The sequence below is a fragment of the Acinetobacter junii CIP 64.5 genome, assembly GCF_000368765.1.
Classification (GTDB): domain Bacteria; phylum Pseudomonadota; class Gammaproteobacteria; order Pseudomonadales; family Moraxellaceae; genus Acinetobacter; species Acinetobacter junii.
On record NZ_KB849654.1, the window covers coordinates 462043 to 484691 of the forward strand.

At 39.4% G+C, this 22649-nt stretch carries 24 protein-coding genes, 1 tRNA gene, 3 pseudogenes and 1 riboswitch; of the genes and pseudogenes, 14 read left to right on the top strand and 14 right to left on the bottom strand.

Translation table 11 applies throughout. From position 1 onward, the window contains the following. The first annotated feature begins 2 nt into the window (after positions 1–2). The 6 genes and pseudogenes from F948_RS03710 to F948_RS03735 all read left to right on the top strand — a co-directional run bounded on the left by F948_RS03710 (position 3) and on the right by F948_RS03735 (position 4566). Positions 3–77, top strand: a tRNA-Gln gene (locus F948_RS03710). 37 nt (positions 78–114) lie between these two features. Next, a complete protein-coding gene (locus tag F948_RS03715; protein WP_004913997.1) occupies positions 115–1068 on the top strand; it encodes a ribose-phosphate pyrophosphokinase in 954 nt (317 codons plus the stop codon). 97 nt (positions 1069–1165) lie between these two features. Beyond that, the gene (rplY, locus tag F948_RS03720) at positions 1166–1462 is read left to right on the top strand and encodes a 50S ribosomal protein L25 (protein ID WP_004913998.1); all 297 of its coding nucleotides are present in this window, start codon (positions 1166–1168) and stop codon (positions 1460–1462) included. A 19-nt stretch (positions 1463–1481) separates the two neighbouring features. Beyond that, positions 1482–2063, top strand: a complete 582-nt coding sequence (gene pth / locus F948_RS03725) for an aminoacyl-tRNA hydrolase (protein WP_004913999.1) — start codon at positions 1482–1484, stop codon at positions 2061–2063. Between the two features lie 144 nt (positions 2064–2207). After that, positions 2208–2588 carry an aspartate 1-decarboxylase gene (gene panD, locus F948_RS03730; protein ID WP_004914001.1) on the top strand — a complete coding sequence of 127 codons (381 nt, stop codon included), beginning with the start codon at positions 2208–2210 and terminating at the stop codon, positions 2586–2588. A 187-nt stretch (positions 2589–2775) separates the two neighbouring features. Beyond that, positions 2776–4566 (top strand): annotated as a pseudogene (locus F948_RS03735) (patatin-like phospholipase family protein). Positions 4567–4569: 3 nt separating this feature from the next. Here the strand turns inward: F948_RS03735 and F948_RS03740 are convergent. Both F948_RS03740 and F948_RS16335 read right to left on the bottom strand, forming a co-directional pair. Then, the gene (locus F948_RS03740) at positions 4570–5757 is read right to left on the bottom strand and encodes a hypothetical protein (RefSeq protein WP_004960119.1); all 1188 of its coding nucleotides are present in this window, start codon (positions 5755–5757) and stop codon (positions 4570–4572) included. A 9-nt stretch (positions 5758–5766) separates the two neighbouring features. Beyond that, a pseudogene (locus F948_RS16335) lies at positions 5767–5985 on the bottom strand (hypothetical protein). A gap of 182 nt (positions 5986–6167) precedes the next feature. Beyond that, positions 6168–6323: riboswitch (FMN riboswitch) on the top strand. Between the two features lie 93 nt (positions 6324–6416). On the opposite strand from F948_RS16335, the gene ribB reads away from it, so the two are divergent. Beyond that, positions 6417–7076, top strand: coding sequence for a 3,4-dihydroxy-2-butanone-4-phosphate synthase (gene ribB, locus F948_RS03750; protein ID WP_004960125.1), 660 nt, complete (start codon positions 6417–6419; stop codon positions 7074–7076). Between the two features lie 34 nt (positions 7077–7110). Here ribB and F948_RS03755 read toward each other — a convergent pair whose 3' ends face one another. Then, positions 7111–7785: an HAD-IA family hydrolase gene (locus F948_RS03755; protein ID WP_004960126.1), complete on the bottom strand. Its 675-nt coding sequence runs from the start codon at positions 7783–7785 to the stop codon at positions 7111–7113. 93 nt (positions 7786–7878) lie between these two features. On the opposite strand from F948_RS03755, the gene F948_RS03760 reads away from it, so the two are divergent. Beyond that, positions 7879–8646: a hydroxymethylpyrimidine/phosphomethylpyrimidine kinase gene (locus F948_RS03760; protein WP_004960129.1), complete on the top strand. Its 768-nt coding sequence runs from the start codon at positions 7879–7881 to the stop codon at positions 8644–8646. 76 nt (positions 8647–8722) lie between these two features. Here F948_RS03760 and lysM read toward each other — a convergent pair whose 3' ends face one another. From lysM to F948_RS03795, 7 genes are all read right to left on the bottom strand, one after another. Further along, a complete protein-coding gene (lysM, locus tag F948_RS03765) occupies positions 8723–9196 on the bottom strand; it encodes a peptidoglycan-binding protein LysM (protein WP_004914021.1) in 474 nt (157 codons plus the stop codon). Positions 9197–9410: 214 nt separating this feature from the next. Further along, positions 9411–9653, bottom strand: coding sequence for an acyl carrier protein (acpP, locus tag F948_RS03770; RefSeq protein WP_004676488.1), 243 nt, complete (start codon positions 9651–9653; stop codon positions 9411–9413). 185 nt (positions 9654–9838) lie between these two features. After that, positions 9839–10075, bottom strand: a complete 237-nt coding sequence (acpP, locus tag F948_RS03775) for an acyl carrier protein (RefSeq protein ID WP_004655272.1) — start codon at positions 10073–10075, stop codon at positions 9839–9841. Positions 10076–10161: 86 nt separating this feature from the next. Beyond that, complete coding sequence (gene fabG, locus F948_RS03780; RefSeq protein ID WP_004682865.1) at positions 10162–10896, bottom strand: 3-oxoacyl-ACP reductase FabG; 735 nt, start codon at positions 10894–10896, stop codon at positions 10162–10164. Next, positions 10893–11879, bottom strand: a complete 987-nt coding sequence (gene fabD / locus F948_RS03785; protein WP_004960135.1) for an ACP S-malonyltransferase — start codon at positions 11877–11879, stop codon at positions 10893–10895. The genes fabG and fabD overlap by 4 nt, the downstream gene beginning before the upstream one ends. A gap of 197 nt (positions 11880–12076) precedes the next feature. Then, positions 12077–12262 carry a 50S ribosomal protein L32 gene (gene rpmF / locus F948_RS03790; protein WP_004638135.1) on the bottom strand — a complete coding sequence of 62 codons (186 nt, stop codon included), beginning with the start codon at positions 12260–12262 and terminating at the stop codon, positions 12077–12079. Between the two features lie 78 nt (positions 12263–12340). Beyond that, positions 12341–12901 (bottom strand): YceD family protein, encoded by a 561-nt coding sequence (locus F948_RS03795; protein WP_004960137.1) that lies wholly within the window; start codon positions 12899–12901, stop codon positions 12341–12343. Positions 12902–12997: 96 nt separating this feature from the next. On the opposite strand from F948_RS03795, the gene F948_RS03800 reads away from it, so the two are divergent. Both F948_RS03800 and F948_RS03805 read left to right on the top strand, forming a co-directional pair. After that, positions 12998–13660 (top strand): elongation factor P hydroxylase, encoded by a 663-nt coding sequence (locus tag F948_RS03800; RefSeq protein ID WP_004676481.1) that lies wholly within the window; start codon positions 12998–13000, stop codon positions 13658–13660. Positions 13661–13748: 88 nt separating this feature from the next. Next, positions 13749–14366, top strand: a complete 618-nt coding sequence (locus F948_RS03805; RefSeq protein ID WP_004914027.1) for an L-threonylcarbamoyladenylate synthase — start codon at positions 13749–13751, stop codon at positions 14364–14366. Between the two features lie 300 nt (positions 14367–14666). Here F948_RS03805 and F948_RS03815 read toward each other — a convergent pair. Beyond that, positions 14667–14951, bottom strand: a pseudogene (locus F948_RS03815) (GNAT family N-acetyltransferase); the annotation flags it as partial. 48 nt (positions 14952–14999) lie between these two features. Here F948_RS03815 and F948_RS03820 point away from each other — a divergent pair. The 4 genes from F948_RS03820 (at position 15000) to rluB (ending at position 18738) form a co-directional block, all read left to right on the top strand. Continuing rightward, the gene (locus F948_RS03820; RefSeq protein WP_004960139.1) at positions 15000–15677 is read left to right on the top strand and encodes an IS1595-like element ISAju1 family transposase; all 678 of its coding nucleotides are present in this window, start codon (positions 15000–15002) and stop codon (positions 15675–15677) included. 687 nt (positions 15678–16364) lie between these two features. Next, positions 16365–17159 (top strand): segregation and condensation protein A, encoded by a 795-nt coding sequence (locus F948_RS03830; RefSeq protein ID WP_004960148.1) that lies wholly within the window; start codon positions 16365–16367, stop codon positions 17157–17159. Next, positions 17156–17755, top strand: coding sequence for an SMC-Scp complex subunit ScpB (scpB, locus tag F948_RS03835; RefSeq protein ID WP_004952612.1), 600 nt, complete (start codon positions 17156–17158; stop codon positions 17753–17755). Before F948_RS03830 ends, scpB begins: the two co-directional genes overlap by 4 nt. Before the next feature lie 41 nt (positions 17756–17796). Continuing rightward, the gene (rluB, locus tag F948_RS03840) at positions 17797–18738 is read left to right on the top strand and encodes a 23S rRNA pseudouridine(2605) synthase RluB (protein ID WP_004914044.1); all 942 of its coding nucleotides are present in this window, start codon (positions 17797–17799) and stop codon (positions 18736–18738) included. 77 nt (positions 18739–18815) lie between these two features. Here rluB and F948_RS03845 read toward each other — a convergent pair whose 3' ends face one another. Genes F948_RS03845 through F948_RS03855 form a run of 3 tightly spaced genes read right to left on the bottom strand, consistent with a single transcriptional unit; the run spans position 18816 to position 22640 of the window. Further along, on the bottom strand, positions 18816–20537 hold the full coding sequence (locus F948_RS03845) for an ABC transporter ATP-binding protein (RefSeq protein ID WP_004960150.1): 1722 nt from the start codon (positions 20535–20537) through the stop codon (positions 18816–18818). A 14-nt stretch (positions 20538–20551) separates the two neighbouring features. Then, positions 20552–21694 carry an ABC transporter permease gene (locus tag F948_RS03850; protein ID WP_004960152.1) on the bottom strand — a complete coding sequence of 381 codons (1143 nt, stop codon included), beginning with the start codon at positions 21692–21694 and terminating at the stop codon, positions 20552–20554. Between the two features lie 7 nt (positions 21695–21701). Continuing rightward, positions 21702–22640: an ABC transporter permease gene (locus F948_RS03855; RefSeq protein ID WP_004960153.1), complete on the bottom strand. Its 939-nt coding sequence runs from the start codon at positions 22638–22640 to the stop codon at positions 21702–21704. Between the last annotated feature and the right edge of the window lie 9 nt (positions 22641–22649).

Below are 22649 nucleotides of genomic sequence, written 5' to 3' on the forward strand. Positions count from 1 at the left end.
TTAGGGGCGTCGCCAAGTGGTAAGGCAGCGGGTTTTGATCTCGCCATCCGTTGGTTCGAATCCAGCCGCCCCTGCCATCCAAATTCATTATAAGCCAACCGCCAAGGGTGCTTCATGCCCAATCTTGTCGTTTTTAGTGGAAGTGCTCATCCACAGTTCGCCCAAAAAGTCGTAAGCCATTTACATATTCCACTCGGTGCTGCTTCTGTAAGCAAGTTTTCTGATGGTGAAATTTCAGTTGAAATTACTGAAAATGTTCGTGGTAAAGACGTTTTTATCGTTCAATCTACTTGCGCACCAACCAATGATAACCTTATGGAAATCTTGGTAATGGCAGATGCTTTGCGTCGTGCAAGTGCTGGTCGTATTACTGCAGTTATTCCATATTTTGGCTATGCTCGCCAAGATCGTCGTCCACGTTCAGCACGTGTACCGATTACGGCTAAAGTTGTAGCAGATATGTTGACAACTGTTGGGATCGACCGTGTGGTAATGATCGACTTACACGCAGACCAAATTCAAGGTTTCTTTGATATTCCTGTTGACAACATCTACGGAACGCCAGCGTTATTGGCAGACCTACGTCAACAACAACATGACAACCTTATGGTGGTTTCACCTGACGTTGGTGGTGTTGTTCGTGCACGTGCTGTTGCAAAACAATTAGGTGATATTGATTTAGCTATCATCGATAAACGTCGTCAAAAAGCAAATGAATCACAAGTGATGCATTTGATTGGTGACGTAAAAGATCGTGACTGTGTCATTGTTGATGACATGGTAGATACAGCAGGTACGCTTTGCAAAGCTGCCGATGCACTTAAACAATTTGGTGCTCGCCGTGTTATTGCTTATGCAACTCACCCTGTTTTATCTGGCAAAGCAATTGATAATCTTCGTAATTCTGTTATTGATGAACTTGTTGTTACCGACACGATTCCTCTTTCTGATGAAGCTTTGAACTTAGGTAAAATTCGCCAAGTATCTGTAGCTAGCATGGTTGCTGAAACAATTCGTCGTATTAACAACGAAGAATCTATTAGCGCTATGTTCGATAGTTATCTATAATAGCCCAGCTTTTTTCTTAAACCCTAGCTTAGCTAGGGTTTTTCTATCACTAAACTGGTCGCAAGTTTAGTTTCATAATCTCAATGAGGATATGCCCATGGCAAACTTCGTATTAAACGCTCAAGCACGTGAAGCTGCACTACAAGGGAAAGGTGCGAGCCGCCGCCTTCGTCATGCTTCACAAATTCCAGCAATCATCTACGGTGGTAGCGCTGAGCCTGTAACAATCACTTTAGAACTTCGTGAAATCGTTAAAGCTTTAGAAAGCAACGAATTCTTCGAAGAAGTGATCGAAATCAAGATCGGTGATAAAGTTGAAAACGTTAAAATCCAAGCGTTACAACGTCACCCAGCTAAAAACACTCCTATGCACGCTGACTTCAAACGCGCATAAGTGTTAAAGGCGTAAATTAGTGTCAAATATTTCGCTAATTGTTGGTTTGGGTAATCCTGGTAAGGAATATGCCCAAACCCGCCATAATGCAGGCTTTTGGTTCGTTGAACAACTTGCTGATCGTTATGGTATCTCTTTAAAAGCAGAACCAAAGTTTCATGGTTTCACTGGTCGTGGTCAAATTGAAGGTCATGACGTACGCTTACTCTTACCAACAACATTTATGAACCGTTCAGGTCAAAGTGTTGTGCCATTTGCCAAATTTTATCAAGTCACACCAGAAGCGATCTTAATCGCCCATGATGAACTGGATATGGATCCTGGCATAATTCGTTTAAAAACAGGTGGCGGACACGGTGGACATAATGGTCTTCGTGATATTGTTCCGCATATCGGTCCTAACTTCCATCGTTTACGTATTGGAATTGGACATCCTGGCTCCAAAGAACGTGTTTCTGGTCATGTGCTTGGCAAAGCTCCTAGCAGTGAACAAGATTTAATGGATGCAGCAATTGATCATGCGCTTTCAAAAGTGAAAATGCTTGTTGATGGACAAGTTTCACAAGCGATGAATCAAATTAATGCTTACAAACCCGCTTAAACTTAAACTGAATTGTTGAACAATCACGCTTGCCATATTGTGTTTTTAAGCGCAAAATGCGCATCAAACCGCCTATACCCTGCGGAAACGTGACAAGTCAACCATAAGATATTCATCTTAGGTCTTACTCAGGAGACGCTAGCCATGCTATCTCGTTTATTAAAATGTAAAATTCACCGTGCAGTTGTGACACATGCAGAACTTCATTACGAAGGTTCTTGTGCAATTGATGGTGTATTAATGGACTTAGCAGGGATTCGTGAATACGAAGAAATCCACGTATGGAACGTAACTAACGGTAAACGCTTTACAACTTACGCAATTCGCGGAGAAGATGATTCAGGCATTATCTCTGTGAACGGTGGTGCTGCTCATCAAGCTGATGTTGGTGATTTAGTCATTATTGCTACATTTGGTGATTTTACTGAAGTAGAAGCTGATCTTCATAAGCCACGCTTAGTGTATGCGAATCCAGACAACACTGTAAATCATACAGCGAACTGCATTCCTGTACAGATTGCCTAATAAAAAAAACAAGATTCCCAAAAAAGCCAGTCATCATGTACTGGCTTTTTTATGGGTATATTTTCTGATATGTCCAAATCAATACAAAAATGCGTCAAACTATTGATAGGTTTTACTGAACCTCACTTGCAAAATATTGTTCAGATTCATTAAATAAATAGACAATAAAGATAAATTGAATGAAAGCATATGGATAATAAAAACGCTCAGCAAAGTAAAATTATTCCATGAATTAAAACCTGAATCTTTAATAGATCTAGCTCAGTTCTGCTCTGTAAAGCATTTACAAACAGGGCATCAACTCTATGATTTAGATGATCTCCCTCTTCATGTTTATATTATTGCTCATGGACGAGTCAAATTAACAACAAGAACCAATTTATCTACTTACCTAGGTCGTCACGAAATCGTTGGTGAAATGGGTGTTATTTCCAACCAACCTCATCATGGCCGTATAATCGCAACTTGAGATACTTGTCTTATAGAGATTCCCCAACAGCAGTTTACTGCGTTTCTACAAAAACACCCTCAAGTTTTATTTACTGTATCTCAAATGATCATTGCCCGTTCTCAGCCTGAATTGCAGCATATTCACGCAATGAGCCATAGCAGGACACTTTCAATTATCCCAATCTCAATGCAAATTCCAGCAATTCATCTTGCAGAACAATTGACTGAACATTTAAAACGTTGGCCCAATGTAAGAGTCGTAACTGCAGCACATGTCGATGCCTTATTTGGAGAGGGATTTAGTCAAACAAAATTAGACTACAGTTCAGAAGATCTAAAGTTAAGACAATGGCTAGCTATTCTTGAAGAAAAGCATTGTTATGTATTATATGCTGCAGATCGACCTGATGATGAATGGGCAAAGCGCTGTCTGCACCAAGCAGACCGAATCTTAATTTTAGCGGAAGCAAATCAATCTCCGATTCACAGCCCCTTAGTTGATGTCTTAAATCAATATGATTGGCAAAATCCAATTGAACTGGTGTTGTTACGCTCTGAAGGTGATCCCTCACCTTACACTCTGCAATGGAAGAAACTATATTGCGCTCAAGCACATTATTTTATTCACCCGTGGTCCGAAACAGATATTCGTGCGATCGCAAGACAAATTACTAGTCAAGGCTTAGGGCTCGTTTTAGGCGGGGGCGGTGCACGTGGCTTTGCTCATATTGGGTTGATACGAGCATTAGAGCAACTGCATATCCCAATTGATATTGTTGGCGGAACCAGCATGGGAGCCTTCATTTCTGCTTTAGTCGCTTGTGGCTTCGATAGTGTAGAAATGAAACATATTGCATATGAAACATTTGTTGCTCGAAATTACCTCAATGACTACATCATGCCTAAAGTTTCATTGATTCGTGGGCAACGCTTTCATGCACGTTTGCAGGCTATTTTTGGGCATCGTCGAATTGAAGAATTGAAACAAACCTTCTACTGTATTTCTACCAATCTTTCTACAGGTGAAGCAGTTATTCATGATCAAGGTGAACTTGCGACTTGGGTAGGAACCAGCATGAGTGTTCCTGGCGTTGCTCCACCTGTGGCGTGGCATGAAAATTTATTATGCGATGGAGGTGTGATTAATAATTTACCTACTGATGTTATGCAAAATTTGGAACGTGGTGCGATTATTGCCAGTAACGTAAGTTCACATGATGACATTCGTGTTCCAGGCATTGGATTGAATGAACCTGATCAAAGCGCCTTATTGAACTGGAATAAAATTATTAAAGATAAATTATTAAGAGCTCCACGTCTTGCAGAAATCTTAATGCGTACAGCGACACTTGCTAGTGACACAATGATTCAAGCAGCAGCAATAGAGCGCGCTAATTTACATATACGCATGCCCATAGATGGGATTGGAATGTTTGACTGGCATCGGCTTGATGAATTGGTTGAACGTGGGTATGAGCATGCATTAGAAACCTTGGTTCCTATCCGAGATACGCTCCCCTCTGCCTGATTATCACTGCTCAGTGATCGAATTCAATCCAATACCATATTGATCTAATAAATGATCTAGATATTGATAGGTTTCTTCATCGAGCTGCTGCATGTAGCCATTCAAAATGCTCTGACATAGCTTTTGCTTTGCAATTGGCATACGGCGAATAATGTCAAAAGTGACATCCCATTGTAATCTTAATAAAGATGCATAAGCGATATGATGCAAGACCTCCTCATCAATCTGAGATATTGCCTCAGCCACAGCTTCTCTCGCTTGATCTTGCATAAACGTAACAACTACAAGCATATCAGTCCATAAATTACACTGATCTGCTGCGGCTACGATACTTTGAATAATTTCAACCTGTCTCAAGGCTGGTAAATTGGCTACAAAATTCTGTGCGTGATTCGACAAACAAGCGACCATAGGCAGCATATCTTCCCATAGCTCATCTTCCTGCGTAGCTTGAATGATCGCATTAATTACACCTTCTCCTTGCTGAACAGCCAAATCTCCCAGCTCTTGTTTCAAGCTATAACCAATATGCGTCATAAGTGCCAAGAGTTTTGGCCATATGAGGCGTTGAGAAGAATCACAAATAATTAATAACGTTTTTTGTATCCGCTCTTTCGGCAAGACATGCACTAAATGATCAATACGTTCTCTTGATTCAATATAAAAGACGATTTCGAGTAAATCGCTCTCCTTTTCAATCATTTCGGCGATATCTCGAAAAACATCGTCCGCCAACATGCCAACAAAACGTCCCATCGTCACAAAATCACGTTGCTCAAGTAAAATACGAGCGATATCTTTTATTTGATGCGTCGTTAACAACATCAATAATTCTCTGGCTAAACGAGGGTCAAGATAAACTGCAATATCGGCAAGCATTTTGGGTGTTAAATGTTTAGCGATTTGATATAAATTTTCTGTAGAAAGATGCGATGCAATTTGAGCAACAATCAATGGCGATAAAAAGCGTTTTACGATAAATACGTTTAACCAACTTGGTAACCAATTTACCCATACAGCAAGAGAGCGAAATCTGTTTTTTTGTTGATCTTGTAATTGTTCTATTATTCCAAAACGAAACTGACGTAGGCTCTCTGGAGCCAAGGGTTTAAAAAAATTGAGCTGTGTTTGTGAAACACCCAAAATATGCGCCAGCTTTATAATTTCAGCTTCAACAGCTAATCTTGTCATGACCAGCCCCTATTGTTGATAGTTTTTAAATAAAGGTCTTAGAAAAAATGGAACTTTAAAGAGACTTTGATTAATTTTTTTATTCTCTTGTTCGATCGTTTGTTTTAATTGCTAATTCAACCAAGCCAAATCTTGCTGCGAGACTAAACTAAAATCTTTTAAGCTCATCACAGGTCGGTGAAGTTGCTGAGCCAAGTTTTCCAACTCGATATTATTCTTAATATCCATTTTATTGATCTCCATTTTTATTGTTCTATGTTTGGAGTGTATGCGTAATTCAAAAAGAATTCTAGCACTTAGAATTATTGAAAAATGTGAATGATTTCTTACTTAATCTTCTGGTTTAAATAGAACGGTTCATTCTATAAAAAACTATTTTCAGAATATAGAAAGTCGATATAATCAAATCACATCGCTTCAGGGCGGGGTGAAATTCCCCACCGGTGGTAAGTTAGGCTTTGCTCATCAAAGACCTAATCAGCCCACGAGCCTGTATATTTTTATATACAAGCAGATTTGGTGAAAAACCAAAGCCGACGGTATAGTCCGGATGAAAGAAGACGAAATCACCGAAACTTACTTTGGTTTGTTTCGGTGTCCGCTTATTTTGCATCAGTCCTGAAATGTTCAACCGTAACCCAATTACGCGAGCGTTTCATATGTCTAGTTTAATTCAACCTGAACTTTTCTTTTCAGCACTCTCACCAGCTGAACTTCGTATTCAACAAGCTTTAGATGATATCCGCCAAGGCAAACCTGTATTGGTCATGGACGATTTTGATCGGGAAAATGAAGCTGATCTTATTATTGCTGCTGAAACATTAACCGTCGAAACAATGGCACAAATGATTCGTGATGGTTCTGGTATTGTGTGTTTATGTTTGACTGAACAATTAGCTGACTATTTAGAACTCCCACCTATGGTCATAGATAACTCTAGCCAATTCAAAACTGCATTTACCGTCACGATTGAGGCAGCACAAGGCGTTACGACAGGTGTATCAGCAAAAGATCGTGTAACAACGGTTTTTGCTGCAACTAAGGATGGTGCTGTTGCAAGTGATCTTCATCGTCCAGGTCATGTATTCCCCTTACGTGCTCGTGATGGCGGTGTACTAACCCGTCGAGGTCATACCGAGGGGACAATTGATTTAGCTCGTTTGGCAGGCTTAAAACCTGCAGGTGTGCTATGTGAGCTAACCAACCCAGATGGTTCTATGGCATCAGGTATTCAAGTGTTAGCGTATGCGCAAACACATGGCTTGACAGTGATTAGCATAGAAGAACTCGTCCAATACCGTTTAAAGCATAATCTTTAATACAAAAAAAGCCTCGATTCATCGAGGCTTTTTATTAGGATACTTTGCGCCGTTGATTTAATTGCTCGATACATTCAATCAGCTCATTAAACTGATTGATTTGCGTGATCGGCTGCGCTTGAGCCAGTTCTTCTGGTGTTCCATAGCCATAACTGACCGCAATGGTATCAATTCCATGAGCACGTGCACCAACAATATCATATTGACGATCACCGACCATTACACAGTGCTGTGCATTCAACTGTTCTTGCTCAAGAATATAAGCAATTAAATCTGCTTTGTTGGTACGTTCACCAGTCAACTCACTACCATGTATTTCTGTGAAATATTGATCCAACTCGAAATGCACCAAAATTTGTTTCGCATAGACTGTTGGCTTAGCTGTTGCTAAAAATAATTGATAATCTCGTTGTTTTAGTTTGTAGAGTGTCTCAGCAACATTTGGATAGACTTGATTTTCAAATAATCCGATCACTGCAAAACGTTCACGATAGGCTGCGAGTGCTTGCTCAGCCAACTCATCACTTTGGGAGTTTAACAATCTCGCCAAGGAACCTTTTAATGGTGGTCCAATCGTCCAATCCAAATCTACTTCATCAGCTATTGGACAACCAAGTTTCTCTAGTGCAAAACGAATTGAACGATGAATACCTTCTTTGGGATCAGTTAAAGTCCCATCTAAATCAATTAAAATATTTCTGATCGCCATTCGCTCAATCTCTTACAGCCTTACATAACATAGTCGAGAGTTTCTCGAAACTTACATATACTAGCGTAATTGAGAGAACAAAAGGAAATTGCTGTGCGTCCTACCGTACTATGTTTTTCAGGTTTAGATCCTTCAGGTGGTGCTGGTCTACAAGCAGATATAGAAGCCATAGGACAAAGCGGTGCACATGCAGCAATTGCTTGTACGGCTTTGACAATACAGAACTCACAACAAGTATTTGGTTTTGAAGCAAGTTCAAAAGAATTGCTGTTAGCTCAAGCAAATGCTGTGGTTGGAGACTTACCTATCAAATGTGTAAAATCTGGCATGTTGGGCACTACCGATAATATTGCTGCATTAGCTGAATTTTTAAGAGCACATGATGATTATCAATATGTACTTGATCCTGTTTTAGTCGCAAACAGTGGTGGCTCTCTAGGTGATCAAGCAACATTAGTAAAGGCATTTGTTGAGCTAATTCCTCTCGCGACTGTGATTACCCCCAATACAGTTGAATTGAGAGCTTTAACTGGTGTGGATGATATTGAACTCGCTACTCAGAAATTATTTGAGATGGGTGCTAAAGCAGTTTTAGTTAAAGGTGGACATGAAGATACTCCTGACCATATCCGTAATGTTCTCTATGCTGATGGGAAAATGATTGCTGAAAGCCGTTGCCCGCGTTTAGAAGGTCAATATCATGGTTCAGGCTGCTCTTTGGCAAGCTTCATTGCTGGACGTTTAGCCTTAGGTGATTCACTAAAAATAGCGGTTCAGCATGCTGAAACATGGCTATTTGGTGTATTAAAAAGTGCTGAAACACCAGTTCCAAATGGGCAAAAGATTCCAAAACGATTTTGATGTTTGAAATATTGAATATATTTCAATGAATAGTTATAAAAAAAGGCGCTGAATGCGCCTTTTTAAAACCCACAAATTATTGCGGAATACGCAATACCTGACCAGGGAAAATTTCATCAGGATCTTTTAACATCGGTTTATTGGCTTCAAAAATTTTATTGTATTGGTTTGGATCGCCATAATACTCTTTAGAAATCTTAGATAAATTATCACCTGATTTTACAGTATAGAATTTACTTTCTGGTTCAGGCACTTCAACCGACATCTGATCATCGACCTGAGCAACATGATCAATATTACCAACGGCAAGAACTATCTTTTCTTTATCTGCTTGGCTTTTGACTCGCCCTTTAATAATGGCTGTATCGGTATTTCCATTATAGGTTACTGATAAACCATCAACACCAAGACCTAAACTCTTAATCAAGCCTAATAATTTATTGGCAATTTCTTGAGCTGAAGGCTCAACAGGTGTGGCTGGAGCAGGCTGAGGTTCTGCTGGTGCTGTATTTTTTTTACCAATGCCTTTAACAAAATCAAAAATACCCATTTTTTATTTCCTCTGTAATTATTGATTAAGCATAGTCAAAACAGACTTACAATTAGTTATACCGAAAAAATAAAGCATGCGAGTTTCAATTTAACGAGGTCTTGTAAATATATGTATATGCAGTAAAACTGATTTTAAGCTTTCACATTTATATATTTTAAATATAAAAAGCCACCTTACGGCGGCTTTCAATTCGTTCAAAACTTGAAGCAATTTAAACATTTTCTCCCACAATATTGGTCATATAATCAATTGCAGATTGAACGGTAATAATTTTCTCAGCCTCTTCATAAGGAATTTGAGTACCAAATTCTCCCTCAAAAGCCATAATGAGCTCAACTACAGCCAATGAATCAGCGCCTAAATCATCTGTAAAGGATGCATTTGGTAAAACATCTTCTTCATTTACACGAAGTTGCTCAATAATGATCTCTTTAATACGGTTTGCTATATTCATAAAATTCCCTTTTGTTGTTATGGTTTAATACATTATTTTAAATAGCATAAAATTTATACACTCAAATAAATTATTTTCATATTTATAGTTTATTTTTTTGTAAGATATTTTTACATCTATTCATATGAAAAGTTGAACATATAAAAAAGCCACCGAAAAAGGTGGCTTTTAATCATGTGATATGATTAACCAAGTTTCTTAGTTACATAATCAATTGCAGATTGAACTGTAGTGATTTCATTTGAATCTTCATCTGGAATCGTGATGTCAAAATCATTTTCAAAAGACATTACAAGTTCAACCAAATCTAAAGAGTCAGCACCTAAGTCATCCATGAAAGATGCTTCGTTTTTAATCTCTTCAGCACGCATACCTAATTGTTCAGCTACTGCTTGTTTGATGCGTTGTTCGATATCGCTCACAGGAATTCTCCTCATTGCTTGTGGCGTTTTAATTTGCCACTAGTTTAATTGAATATAAAATTTTTTAAAAGTTTATACATCGCCACTTAGGCCATGTATAAACCACCATTTACGTGTAAAACTGTACCAGTAATGTAACTAGCTTTATCGCTTGCAAGGAAACTCACTGCATGCGCAATATCTTGAGGCTCACCTAGACGATTTAAAGCTACTTGATCACTCATTTTTTTACGAACATCTTCGCTTAACTGATCAGTCATTTCAGTCGCGATGAATCCAGGTGCAACACTATTTACAGTAATCTGACGACTGCCCATCTCTTTAGCTAAACTACGACTGAATGCTTCAATCCCTGCTTTTGCTGCTGAGTAGTTGGCTTGGCCTGGATTTGCAAAATGTGCAACCACTGAACTAATGTTAATAATTCGACCAAAACGTGCTTTAGTCATACCTTTCAAAACACGCTTCGAGAGACGGTAAACAGCTTTGAGATGAATATTGAGAATATCGTCCCAATCATCTTCAGACATACGAAGTAACAAATTATCTTTCGTAATCCCAGCATTGTTCACTAGAACTAGCACAGAACCGTATTTTTGCTCGATATCTGTTACCAGTGCATCAATCGCTTCACCATTTCGAACGTCAAGTACAGCACCTGCACCGTTTTCAGCAAAGCTTTCTGTCAGTTTTTGCGCGCCTGATTCAGAAGTCGCGGTGCCAACTACAAAAAAACCGTCTTGAATGAGCTGCTGTGCAATTGCTGCGCCAATGCCTCGGCTAGCTCCTGTCACTAACGCAACTTTTCGTTGTTGTGTCATGCAATTTTTCCTTCTGCCACTAATACTGCGTTTAGGGCATCTTCCATACGTGCTTTGCTATCAATCGCAAATGCTTTTTCTATGTTCGGTAATCGCTTCGCAAGATTACTCAGTACAGTCCCAGGTCCACATTCGACCACATACTGAATACCTTGATCTTGCAGATATTGCATGGTACGAGTCCATTGCACTGACTCATATAACTGAGCCGTTAATGCCTGACGCAATTGAGCAACATCTGTCGCAATTTCCGCGTTGACATTTTGTATTACAGGAAGGCGTGGTAGCTCAATGGCAGTTTGTTCCAAAGCTTCAGCAAACTGTTCTGCTGCTGGCTTCATTAATGAGCAATGTGAAGGCACAGATACTGGTAGCGCAATGGCTTTGCCTGATTGCTCCTTTGCAGCAGCGATAACCTGTTGGACCAAAGTCGCAGTTCCTGCAATCACAACTTGACCTTGCGCATTGTAATTGGCAGCTTCAACCGAACCCTCACCATTTGCTGTTGCAGCTTGGCAAAGCTCAACCACTTTCTGATCATCAAGACCTAGAATTGCAGCCATAGCACCTGCACCTTGAGGAACTGCATTTTGCATGAGTTTCCCACGCAAATTCACTAGTTTTACAGCATCTCCCAATGTCATCGCTTCCGCAGCAACTAAAGCACTGTATTCACCAAGAGAGTGTCCTGCCAAGTATTTTGGTACTACACCACCTAACTCCAACCATACGCGCCATAACGCGATACTAGCGGTTAATAAAACAGGTTGTGTATTTTCAGTTTGATCTAAACCTTCTCCGCTTTGCGCGATATGCCATAAATCAAAACCTAGTGCATTTGATGCTTCATCAAAGGTTTCTTTGATCACACCAAACTGCTCAGCAAGTTCAGCCAGCATACCTACTTTTTGCGAGCCTTGACCTGGGAATACAAATGCGGTTTTTGTTGCTTGAGCTGCCTGCTCAAGTCGTTTAGTCGACATATAAAAATCCTTAAAATGGTCTATTGCCAGTTTCATCATTTCTCATGATTCTACATGAGAATAGCAGCAGACTTTTTCTCGATGCGGAAATTTAACATTGATTAAATCGTTTTATAATTGCGAAAAACAACAAAAAAGGGAGCTTTCGCTCCCATTTTTTCTATACTTTAAGCTAACGCTTAATGCATATGATTCAATTATTCAGCATCAGCTGCTTTAGCGAATAATTGACGACCACGGTAAATACCGTCTTTAGTCACGTGGTGACGACGATGAGTTTCACCAGTAGTTTGGTCTACAGATAATGCATTCTCGGTTAAAGCGTCATGTGAACGGCGCATGTCACGGCGAGAGCGACTTTTACGGTTTTGCTGAACGGCCATGATGGCTCCTTACAAAGATCGAAAAATGGATCAGAACAAATTCAGTTGTCTTAACTCAACATGATAACACAAATTGTGTTATGAGTTAAGTTTGCCTTTCAAACTTGCCAAAACATCAAACGGATTATCCCGCTTTTCTTCGACAACGTCCTGAAGGGCAGGTTGATGTTTATGCTCACAAACACCATGTTTGGGAGACAAAGGCATCAACAATAACAATTCATCTTCTAGCAATGCGAATAAATCAATCGAAGCAGGTGTATCAATACTCCCTTTTTTCGACGATTCACTTTCACCTAAAACGATGAAATCAGCATCCTCATCCAATCGCTCTATCAGTAACTCATCATCAATTAAAGCTAAATGAAATTCTGAGACTAATTCAATTTCAACAGATCCCAAACAACGTTGGCATTCCATTGGAACTTTAGTATCAATATGTCCATCTAACCATACAATACGATGATAGGCATCCATTGATAGCTTACAGTCTATGTTGATCAATTGATCACCAATTGAACCAACAGCTTCTCGAGCAATACGAGCAAAGCGAGACAATGGCAGTATTCCTGACCATGTATAGCCCTGTTCAGCCCATTTAAATGGCTCGATTTGGCTTGGAAAAGTATTTGCTGACATAATTAAGGCGGCAATTCTACAAATTCATCGGTACTCTGTCAAAGATTAAGATACAATTTTGCACTTCTTTAGACAGAACTCGGGGTAAATTAAGCAATGCACCTGTTGCAGCCGCAACCTGAAGTAACAACTTCATCACTTGTTAGCACCCATTCAACTGATCTACCTCGATTGATACCAGATCAAGTGCAACGCTCATCTTGGCAAAAGTTAACAACTGAAGTAGAACATGTTGATTGGCTCATTTTACACTTTAATCACTGGTTTTCCCACCATAATGTCACATTAGTTAAAGGTGATTTTGAACCAGAATATTTCCCAGCGACAGATCAGCTACCTGCACGAATCCAATTTGCTCATGGTTTTTTTAATAGTGCCTTACATGAAATTAGTCATTGGACGATTTCAGGGGAACAACGTAGAAAGTTACCTGATCTAGGTTATTGGTATGCACCTGATGGTCGAACTGCGGAACAGCAAGCGCTTTTTGAACAAGTAGAAATCAAACCCCAAGCGATTGAATGGTTATTTGCAACTGCATTTGGTCGAAAGTTTCGTGTCTCTTTAGATAACTTAACTGGTGAAGGTGGTGATGGTGCTTTGTTTAAAGACAATGTTTTTAATCAAGTAAAACGTTTTTTTTCAGGTGAGTCTAAATTACCTCGTGATGCTGCACACTTCATTTATTATATCTGCTTGTGTACGCGTAATGGACGAGCATTACAACTTGATGAATTTAAACGTGAATCGCTTGATTGATTGACAAAATTATCACATCTGAGACTTGCATCCGCCCCTTAACACGTTTCATACTTAATTCAGCCATAAAGATCAGGGAGTTATAATAATGTTGCACTTACATATTCATCCTGAAAATCCACAGGCACGTTTAATCACTCAAGCTGTAGATCGTATACGTGCAGGTGATGTGGTTGTTTATCCAACTGATGCTGCTTATGCAATTGGTTGCCAAATTGGAAATAAAAATGCGATGGAGCGAATTGCACAGATTCGCGGTCTAGGTCCCAAACATCAATATGCGATTATGTGTTGTGATCTATCTGATATTGCAACCTATGCAAAAGTTGATAATGCAATGTATCGACTGCTTAAAAATAATACGCCTGCTGTAACCACCTTTATTTTGCCTGCAACCAGCGAAGTTCCAAAACGTTTGATGCATCCTAAGAAAAAAACCATTGGTTTGCGTATTCCTAGCAATCCTATCGCACAAGCGTTGCTAAAAGAGCTCGGCGAACCACTACTCACAAGCACCCTGATTCTTCCTGATCAAACAGAACCACTAGATGATCCTTATGATATTGAAAATCAACTCGGCAAACGCATAGATGTATTTATTGATGGCGGTTTCGGTACTTTATCTACCACTAGTATCGTGGATTTATCTGGAGAAAACCCAGAGATCGTACGTCGTGGGGTTGGAGATGTAAGTGCGTTTGAATAATAAAGATATAGCAAATGCATCTATTTCAAATGTTAGTGAACATTTATGATTATGCTGATGACCAGACAATCTATGTCATTGAACCTTGGCTTTTAGAACCTATCTATCACCCTTGAAGTCAAAGAACCCAAAGAAGGACTTATACAAATTAAACATGACAATAAGGTTTTGAATATTTTTTAGAAGTTAAGATTGTAAAAGACATATTTGAAGATTTAGAGAATCTAAACTTGTGTATTCGATCTCAATGTCAATCAATTATCGAATACGCAATTTATGATGCTTAATGTCTAAATTGAATCACATAAAATCTGATAGCCGCTTTTTCTGTACACCTTGCTCATCAAAATTTCCTGGACTTAACCATTGTTGATAAGCTGGCTCTAAATCTGACCACTCTTCATCAATAATTGAAAACCACGCCGTATTACGATTTCTTCCTTTCACAATTCGATCTTGTCTAAATAAACCTTCATATTGAAACCCGAAACGCAATGCGGCTGCTTTAGAAGGTTGATTACAATCATCACATTTCCACTCAATGCGTAGAAATCTTTGCTTAAAACATTGTTGTAATAATAGAAAAGGGGCTTAGGAAGTTAAGCATATCAAAAAGTATGGTAACTTCCTTATATGAAAGCAAAAAATAGATACTATTCCCGTTCAAGAATCACAGAGGCAAAATTCAGACAGATCATTCGCTTTTTTGCCATGGATTTAACTGCTTCAGATACAGCTAAACTCACCAATATTTCTGTACGTTCCATCAATACAATTTACATCAGGTTGCGTAAAAAGATTGCGGCACAATGTGAGGAAATATCTCCTTTCAACGGTATCGTTGAACTTGATGAATCCTACTTTGGTGCTCGTCGTATTCGAGGAAAACGTGGACGTGGTGCATCAGGAAAAACCATTGTATTTGGACTACTCAAAAGAGATGGAAACGTATACACAGAAATTGTGCCTGATTGCTCCAAAGCTACGCTACAGGGCATTATTCGGGGGCATATAGAGCTTGATTCTGTGATCAATACAGATGGATGGAGAGGCTATGATGGTTTAGTTGATATTGGTTTTGACAAACATTTAAGAGTGAATCATGGGAACAACGAATTTGCATGCGGGGAGCGTCATATTAACGGCATAGAATCATTCTGGGGATATGCTAAAAAGCGACTCGTCAAGTTTAATGGAATTGACAAAAAGATGTTTTATTTGCATCTTAAAGAAACGGAGTATCGCTTCAATCATCGGAACGGTAATTTATATCTCGATTTGCTTAAATTACTCCGTAACAATCCTCTTTAACTTCCTAAGCCCCTAGAAAAATAGTTTCAGTAGCAGCCCTCGATTTTTTCATTTTATGGGAGAAATAAACATTACCGATTTCTATAGCACCGTAGTCAAGTCTAGGATTAAGCAGAGCAATCCATCCACAGATTTCACCTTCAATTTCAATTAGAAAATGTGTTGAGCCTTTAAAATTAAATGTATTTTTTAAGGACTCCGTAAGTACAGTTAAATTTAATGGTGCGGCATACGGCAAATAGGTCCAACAACTTTCATCTGGCTCTGTTGCAACACAGTTCCAAATTTGGGAAAAAAACTCGATTTGAAACTTCAGAATTGATATCAATTAAATTGACATAATTCCCCTCAATATTTCCACGCACTAGTTCACAAGGCTTAAAGTGCTCAACTGAAAAACTGGTGAGCTGTCCAAATTTGTTTTCTTGTGTTTCTTGATATCTGTACATAAAAAAATGCCAATTTTTTATAATGCGAAGACAATTTAACCATAAAATTCATCTATGGACTGCATACGATGCCATAAGCATAGAAAATACCCTGAGAAACTTAAGGTTTTTGTAAGTGAGCAATTTATTAAATTAGGTAATTCGATTAGAATAGATGAACTTGTTGTGACATGTGAATTTGCATGTGTCCGCACTTTCTCTTTCATGCTTTTGAAAATTCGCGTGGCTTATAACGGTAATGAATCAAATCCTTTCTTCTACATTGGAGACTTCTCCTTCCATTCGTGTGCTTGACGAATGGCAAGAAGCTATACCTGAAGATTTGTATATTCCCCCTGCTGCATTTGAAATTTTACTTGAGCAATTTGAGGGTCCTCTAGATTTCCTCATCTATTTAATCCAGAAAAATGGATTTGATCTTTTACAATTGGATATTTCCCCAATCGCTACCCAATATCTGTCTTATATGGATAGCATGAAATCACTCAATATCGAACTCACCGCAGACTATATGGTGATGGCTGCATTACTCGCCGATTTGAAATCTCGTTTGTTACTTCCAAAGCCTGTTGCTGTAGATCAATTTGAGAAAGATCCAAAACAAGAACTTATTGATCGACTTGAAACGTATTTAAGAATCAAACAAGTGGCTGAAAAATTAGGGCAAATGCCAATTTTTGAGCGAGATACTTTTAGTACTAACGTAAGCATAGGTCATATTGCTCCGATTTATGAAGGTTATGATGTAGATGCATTACGTGATGCTTTGTTTTGCGTATTCAATCGTCCTGAACCCGTTAAACATGTTGTTGCACAAGAACCTGTACTGTTAGAAGAGCGAATCGCCTTCATCGAAAGTCAACTTGCAACTGGTTTGAGCTTGAGTTTTATTGAGCTGCTAAATCCAAAACAAGGTCGTATGGGAATGGTTGTAACATTTATGGCTGTTCTTGAACTCACGAGACAACAAAAAATTCAAATTATTCATTCTGGTATCGAGGCTCCATTAACTATTCAAGGAGTATCAGCATGAGTTTAGAACAATTCGATTCGCATGAAGGCATGTCTCTTGAAGATATCCATCATGATGTTTTGTTGCAAATTGAGGCTATTTTATTTGCCAGTGACTCCCCAGTTTCACTAGCACGACTAAAAGAAGCATTTCAAAACCAATATAATAAGCAACAATTACGTACTTTTCTGCAACAGCTTGCAATGTTGCAGCATGGTCGATCTATTGAATTAATTGAAACGGCACAGGGCTTTCGTTTTCAAGTCCGTGCAAAATATCGAAATATTATCGCGCAAGTTTGGCCTGAACGTCCGACGAAACTTTCTCCTTCTTTACTCGAAACGGTTGCAGTGATTGCTTATCATCAACCTGTAACACGTGCTGATATCGAACAAATTCGTGGTGTTTCAAACAATAGCCAAAACTTGAGAACGCTTTTTGACTGGAACTGGATTAAAGAATCTGGTTTTAGAGATTTACCTGGAAGACCCGCGTTGTTAGTTACAACGCCTCAATTTTTAAATGCTTTTGGTTTAGCTTCGCTAGGTCAATTGCCTCCCCTACAGAACGCCAAGGAAGCATTCATGGCTCTCGATGCACATGCGCCGAAGTCTTGAGAAGGTGAACTGTTGATCATTATGTCTAAGGTTGTGCTGTCATGAGTGAAAAATTACAAAAGGTACTGGCGAGAGTGGGGTTAGGCTCACGTCGTTATATGGAAGAAGTTATTGCTGCTGGTCGTGTCAGCATCAATGGTAAAATCGCCCAAGTGGGTGAACGTATTGAACCGACTGATGAACTCCGTATCGATGGTCGTAAAGTACAATTCCAGATTGAAGACGAAATACGTCGTCGTGTATTGATCTACTACAAGCCTGAAGGTGAGATTTGCTCACGCAATGATCCTGAAAAACGCCCTACGGTATTTGATCACTTACCCCAAATCGCCAATGATCGTTGGGTAATGGTGGGTCGTCTTGATATCAACAGTACTGGTTTATTGATTTTTACAAATGATGGTGAGCTTGCTAACCGCTTAATGCACCCTTCAAATGAAGTAGAACGTGAATATGCCGTGCGTGTTATGGGTGAAGTCACTCCGCAAATCCGTAACAATATGCTCAAGGGTGTCGAACTTGAAGATGGTCCTGCTAAGTTTGAATCTTTCTCCGAAATTGGTGGCGATGGGATTAACCGTTGGTATCAAGTCGTTGTGAAAGAAGGTCGTAATCGTGAAGTACGTCGTATCTTTGAATCACAAGGTTTAAAAGTAAGTCGTCTACTCCGTACTCGTTACGGTACAGTTATTTTGCCACGTGAATTACGCACAGGTCGCTGGATGGAACTCGATAAAGCTGATATCGATAACTTAGCGAAATCAGTTGAATTAAAACCTCGTCAAGGTACAGGCTTATTCGGTATGGCAAAACGTCGTACTGAACGTATGAGTGAAAAACCAATGGCGGCGCGTCGTGGAGGTTATTTACGTCAACAACGTCGTGATGATGAACAACCAGAACAACAACGCCCAAATACCAATAATAACGGCAACAGTGGACGTAAAACCATTGGCCTGAATAAAGGTTTTAAAAAGTTCTAATTGCTCAGCAATGGAAATAAAAAACGCTCAAATTTGAGCGTTTTTTATTGGACTTAGATATGAAAATCAAAAACTAGCTAGGCAATACCTTGTGGAATTGCTTTTAATAATTTTTGGGTATATTCATGTTGAGGATTCAAATAGAGCTCATCTGAATTTGCAATTTCAACCACTTCCCCATGATTCATGACCATTACTTGATCTGAAATATATTTCACCACAGATAAATCATGAGAAATAAAAATATAACTCAAACCAAACTCATCCTGTAAATCCTGAAGCAAGTTTAATACCTGAGCCTGTACAGACACATCAAGCGCTGAAACTGACTCATCACAGATCAAAATCTCAGGTTTTAAAGTTAAGCAACGTGCAATCGCAATCCGTTGACGCTGCCCCCCTGAAAACTCATGTGGATAACGATCATATGCTTCAACAGGTAGGCTAACACGCTCCAAAAGCTCTAGTGCAATTTTTTTACGCTCTTGATCATTTTGACCGATTGCATGAATACGCATCGGTTCAAGTAAAATCTGCCCAATGGTAAACCGAGGATTTAATGATGCGTAAGGATTTTGGAAAATGATCTGAATTTTACGTTGATAGAGGGCAAATTCCTTCTCTGACATCGCAAGAATATCTTTACCATCTATAAAGGCCTGACCACCAGTTGCTTCATGCAATCGCATAAGTAACAAACCAATTGTCGTTTTCCCAGATCCAGACTCACCCACCAAACCCAATGTTTTGCCCTTAGCCAGTTTAAAAGAAACGTCTTTCACCGCCTGAAACTCATCACGTCCCCATAATCCTTTACGACTATAAAATGATTTTTTGAGATTTTGTACATCCAAGATAATCGGCTCGTCACCTGTTAAGCCACGACTACGTTCTTGCAGATGAACCGTTGACAGATTAATAGCTTCGATAAGCTGACCATTTTCTTGTTTCATAAAGTCACTGGTCACAGGTAAACGATATGGGCGTGAAGATAGTTGTGGACGACAATGCAACAATGCTCGCGTATAGACATCATTCGGTTGTTCTAAAACTTGTTGAGCATCTCCACTTTCACGAATTTCACCATGACGCATTACAATCACTTCATCGGCAATTTCACCGACCAATGCCAAATCATGGGTAATAAACAACATTGACATTTCACGACGCTGACGCAAAGACTCCAACAAATCAATAATTTGTTTTTGAATAGTGACATCTAGTGCAGTAGTCGGCTCATCCGCAATCAGTAGTTTCGGTTCACATGCGATCGCCATCGCAATCATCACACGTTGTTGTTGACCACCAGATAATTGACTTGGATAAGCATCGATCTTAGTGTCGGGAGATGGAATACCGACTTCTTTCAATAATTCTAAAACACGTGCACGAGCTTGTTTACGTCCCATACCCAAGTGGATACGCAAAACCTCTGCAATTTGATCACCAACGGTAAATACAGGATTTAATGACGACATTGGTTCTTGGAAAATCATCGCAATATCTTTTCCACAAATATTACGTAGCTCTGCAACAGATAGATTAAGTAAGTCTTTATCTTCAAAACGGATTTGGCTCTGTTCTGAAATTTGACTTTGTCCTTTCGGTAACAATCCCATAACTGCCAATGAAGTGACTGATTTACCACTTCCCGACTCTCCAACTAAGGCAACTGTTTTATTTTTTGGGATACTAAACGAAATCCCTTTAACAGTTTTAATCCATTGTTTGCTCTCGGATTTAAAACTCACCTCAAGATTTTCAACTTTTAATAACGGTGATTCATTTATTGTTGTCATCTCATCTCACTCCGCTATTTCAGTTTTGGATCCAATGCATCACGTAATGCATCAGTAAACATAGAAAATGCTGTCACTAACACCGCCATCGCAATCGATGCGGCAGCCAATTGCCACCATTTCCCTAAAATCAATTCGGTTTGCGCCTCATTCAACATACTGCCCCATGACACAACACCGACAGGAACACCAAAACCGAGGAAGCTTAAGATTACTTCTGACTTGATAAACGCTACCACTAGAATTGAAATCTGAACCAACGCGATATGACTCACGTTGGGGAAAATATGCGCAAACATACGGCGGAAATGGCTGACCCCAATTGCTTTGGCAGCAAGTACATATTCACGAGATTTATGCTTCATATATTCAGCACGAATCAAACGGAACACGCCTGTCCAACCTGTTAAACCTAGAATTAATACAATAGAAAGAATACCTTTCTGCTGCAAAACCGCTGCAACAGCCAAAACCAACAATAGATAAGGTATTGAGGTAAAGATGTTATAGAACCAATTGAGCACATCATCTACCCAACCACCAAAATATCCCGCGATTGCACCAAGAAAAGTCCCAATTACAACAGCTAAAAGTGCTGATAGTAATCCTACAAGAATCGAAGTTTCTGCGCCTTTAATCGTTTTAAGGAGAACATCTTGCCCCCATTTATCTGCACCGAATGCCAAAGTTGATTTCAGCTCTTGCTTTTGATCAAGTAACTCGCCTCCAAGTTGCTGATTGATTTCTTGCATATCCGATGCCAATGGATCGGTTACACCGTAGTAATCAATGGCTGTATTGCCTGAGGTTTGTTGTGCTGTTTGAGTATTTAATTCCCGTAAAATATCTTTTAAAGGATCGACTGGATTTTCAGGTAGAACTTCCACTTGCTTGGCGACTGGACTCAGAGGCGAATCTTCAGTATCAGCGCCCATAAAGGTTGGCGGTGCATAACTAACTGCGACTTCTTTGTTCCAATCCGAGGCGATTACGCCTGTAACAGATAGTAGCAGCACAATGAAATAGGCGAATACGATGAATAAGGATGCCATAGCAATACGATCTGCTTTTAATCGTTGTACTGCCAAACGCCATAATCCTGAAGATTCGGTATTAGTCTGAACTTGCGCTTTTCGTTTTGATAATACACTCAGCATAGTTCACCTACTTCAACTCTACACGCGAATCGATCAATTTATATATCAGATCAGCAATTAAGTTAAAAAACATGGTTGCAGCGGCAACGTATACCGTAATCGCTTTAATCACAGGAAAATCACTTCGTTCAACGGCAATAATGACTTCTCGACCGATCCCTGGAATACCAAAAAAGCGTTCGATCAAAAAGGCACCAATTAACAAAGCAGGTAAAGTTGCCATCACATCCGTCACAATCGGAATCGAAGCATTACGTAAAACATGCACGCCATAGACACGTCGTTCACTCACCCCTTTAGCGCGTGCCGTGCGCACATAGTCCTGATTCACCTCATCCAAAATAAAGCTACGATACAGTCTTAACGTTGGGGCGATACTTACCACCAACATGATAAGAACAGGTAATAATGCATATTTGAATAGATTTTCACTGAAGCTATCGCTCCAGCCTTGAACTGGAAACCAACCAAGCTGATAAGCAAAGAAGTATTGAAAAATAATGATATAAACCAAAATACTAATCGACATTCCAATCGTGCAAAGCATCATTACCATACGATCAGTCAAACTTCCTCGCACTGAGGCAACAGCCAACGCCAAAATGATCGAAATAACGGTTTGTAAAATCGTCAATGGAATCAAAATCGTCAATGATGGCCCTAAACGCGTGCTTATAATTTGCGAGACCGATTCACCTGTACTCCAACTCACACCATAATCGAAGCTTATAATTTGCTTGATAAAGATCCAAAGTTGAACGTAATAAGGCTGATCGACACCTAACTGTTGACGGATATTTTCTATTTGCTCAGGATTCGACATTTTTCCTGCCAAAATATATGCAGGATCTCCCCCCACCCAATTGAATAAGAAAAAAATCAGCAGCACGACCCCGAGCATCGTTGGGATCATCTGCCATATACGGCGTATGATATATGCCAGCATAAAGATGCT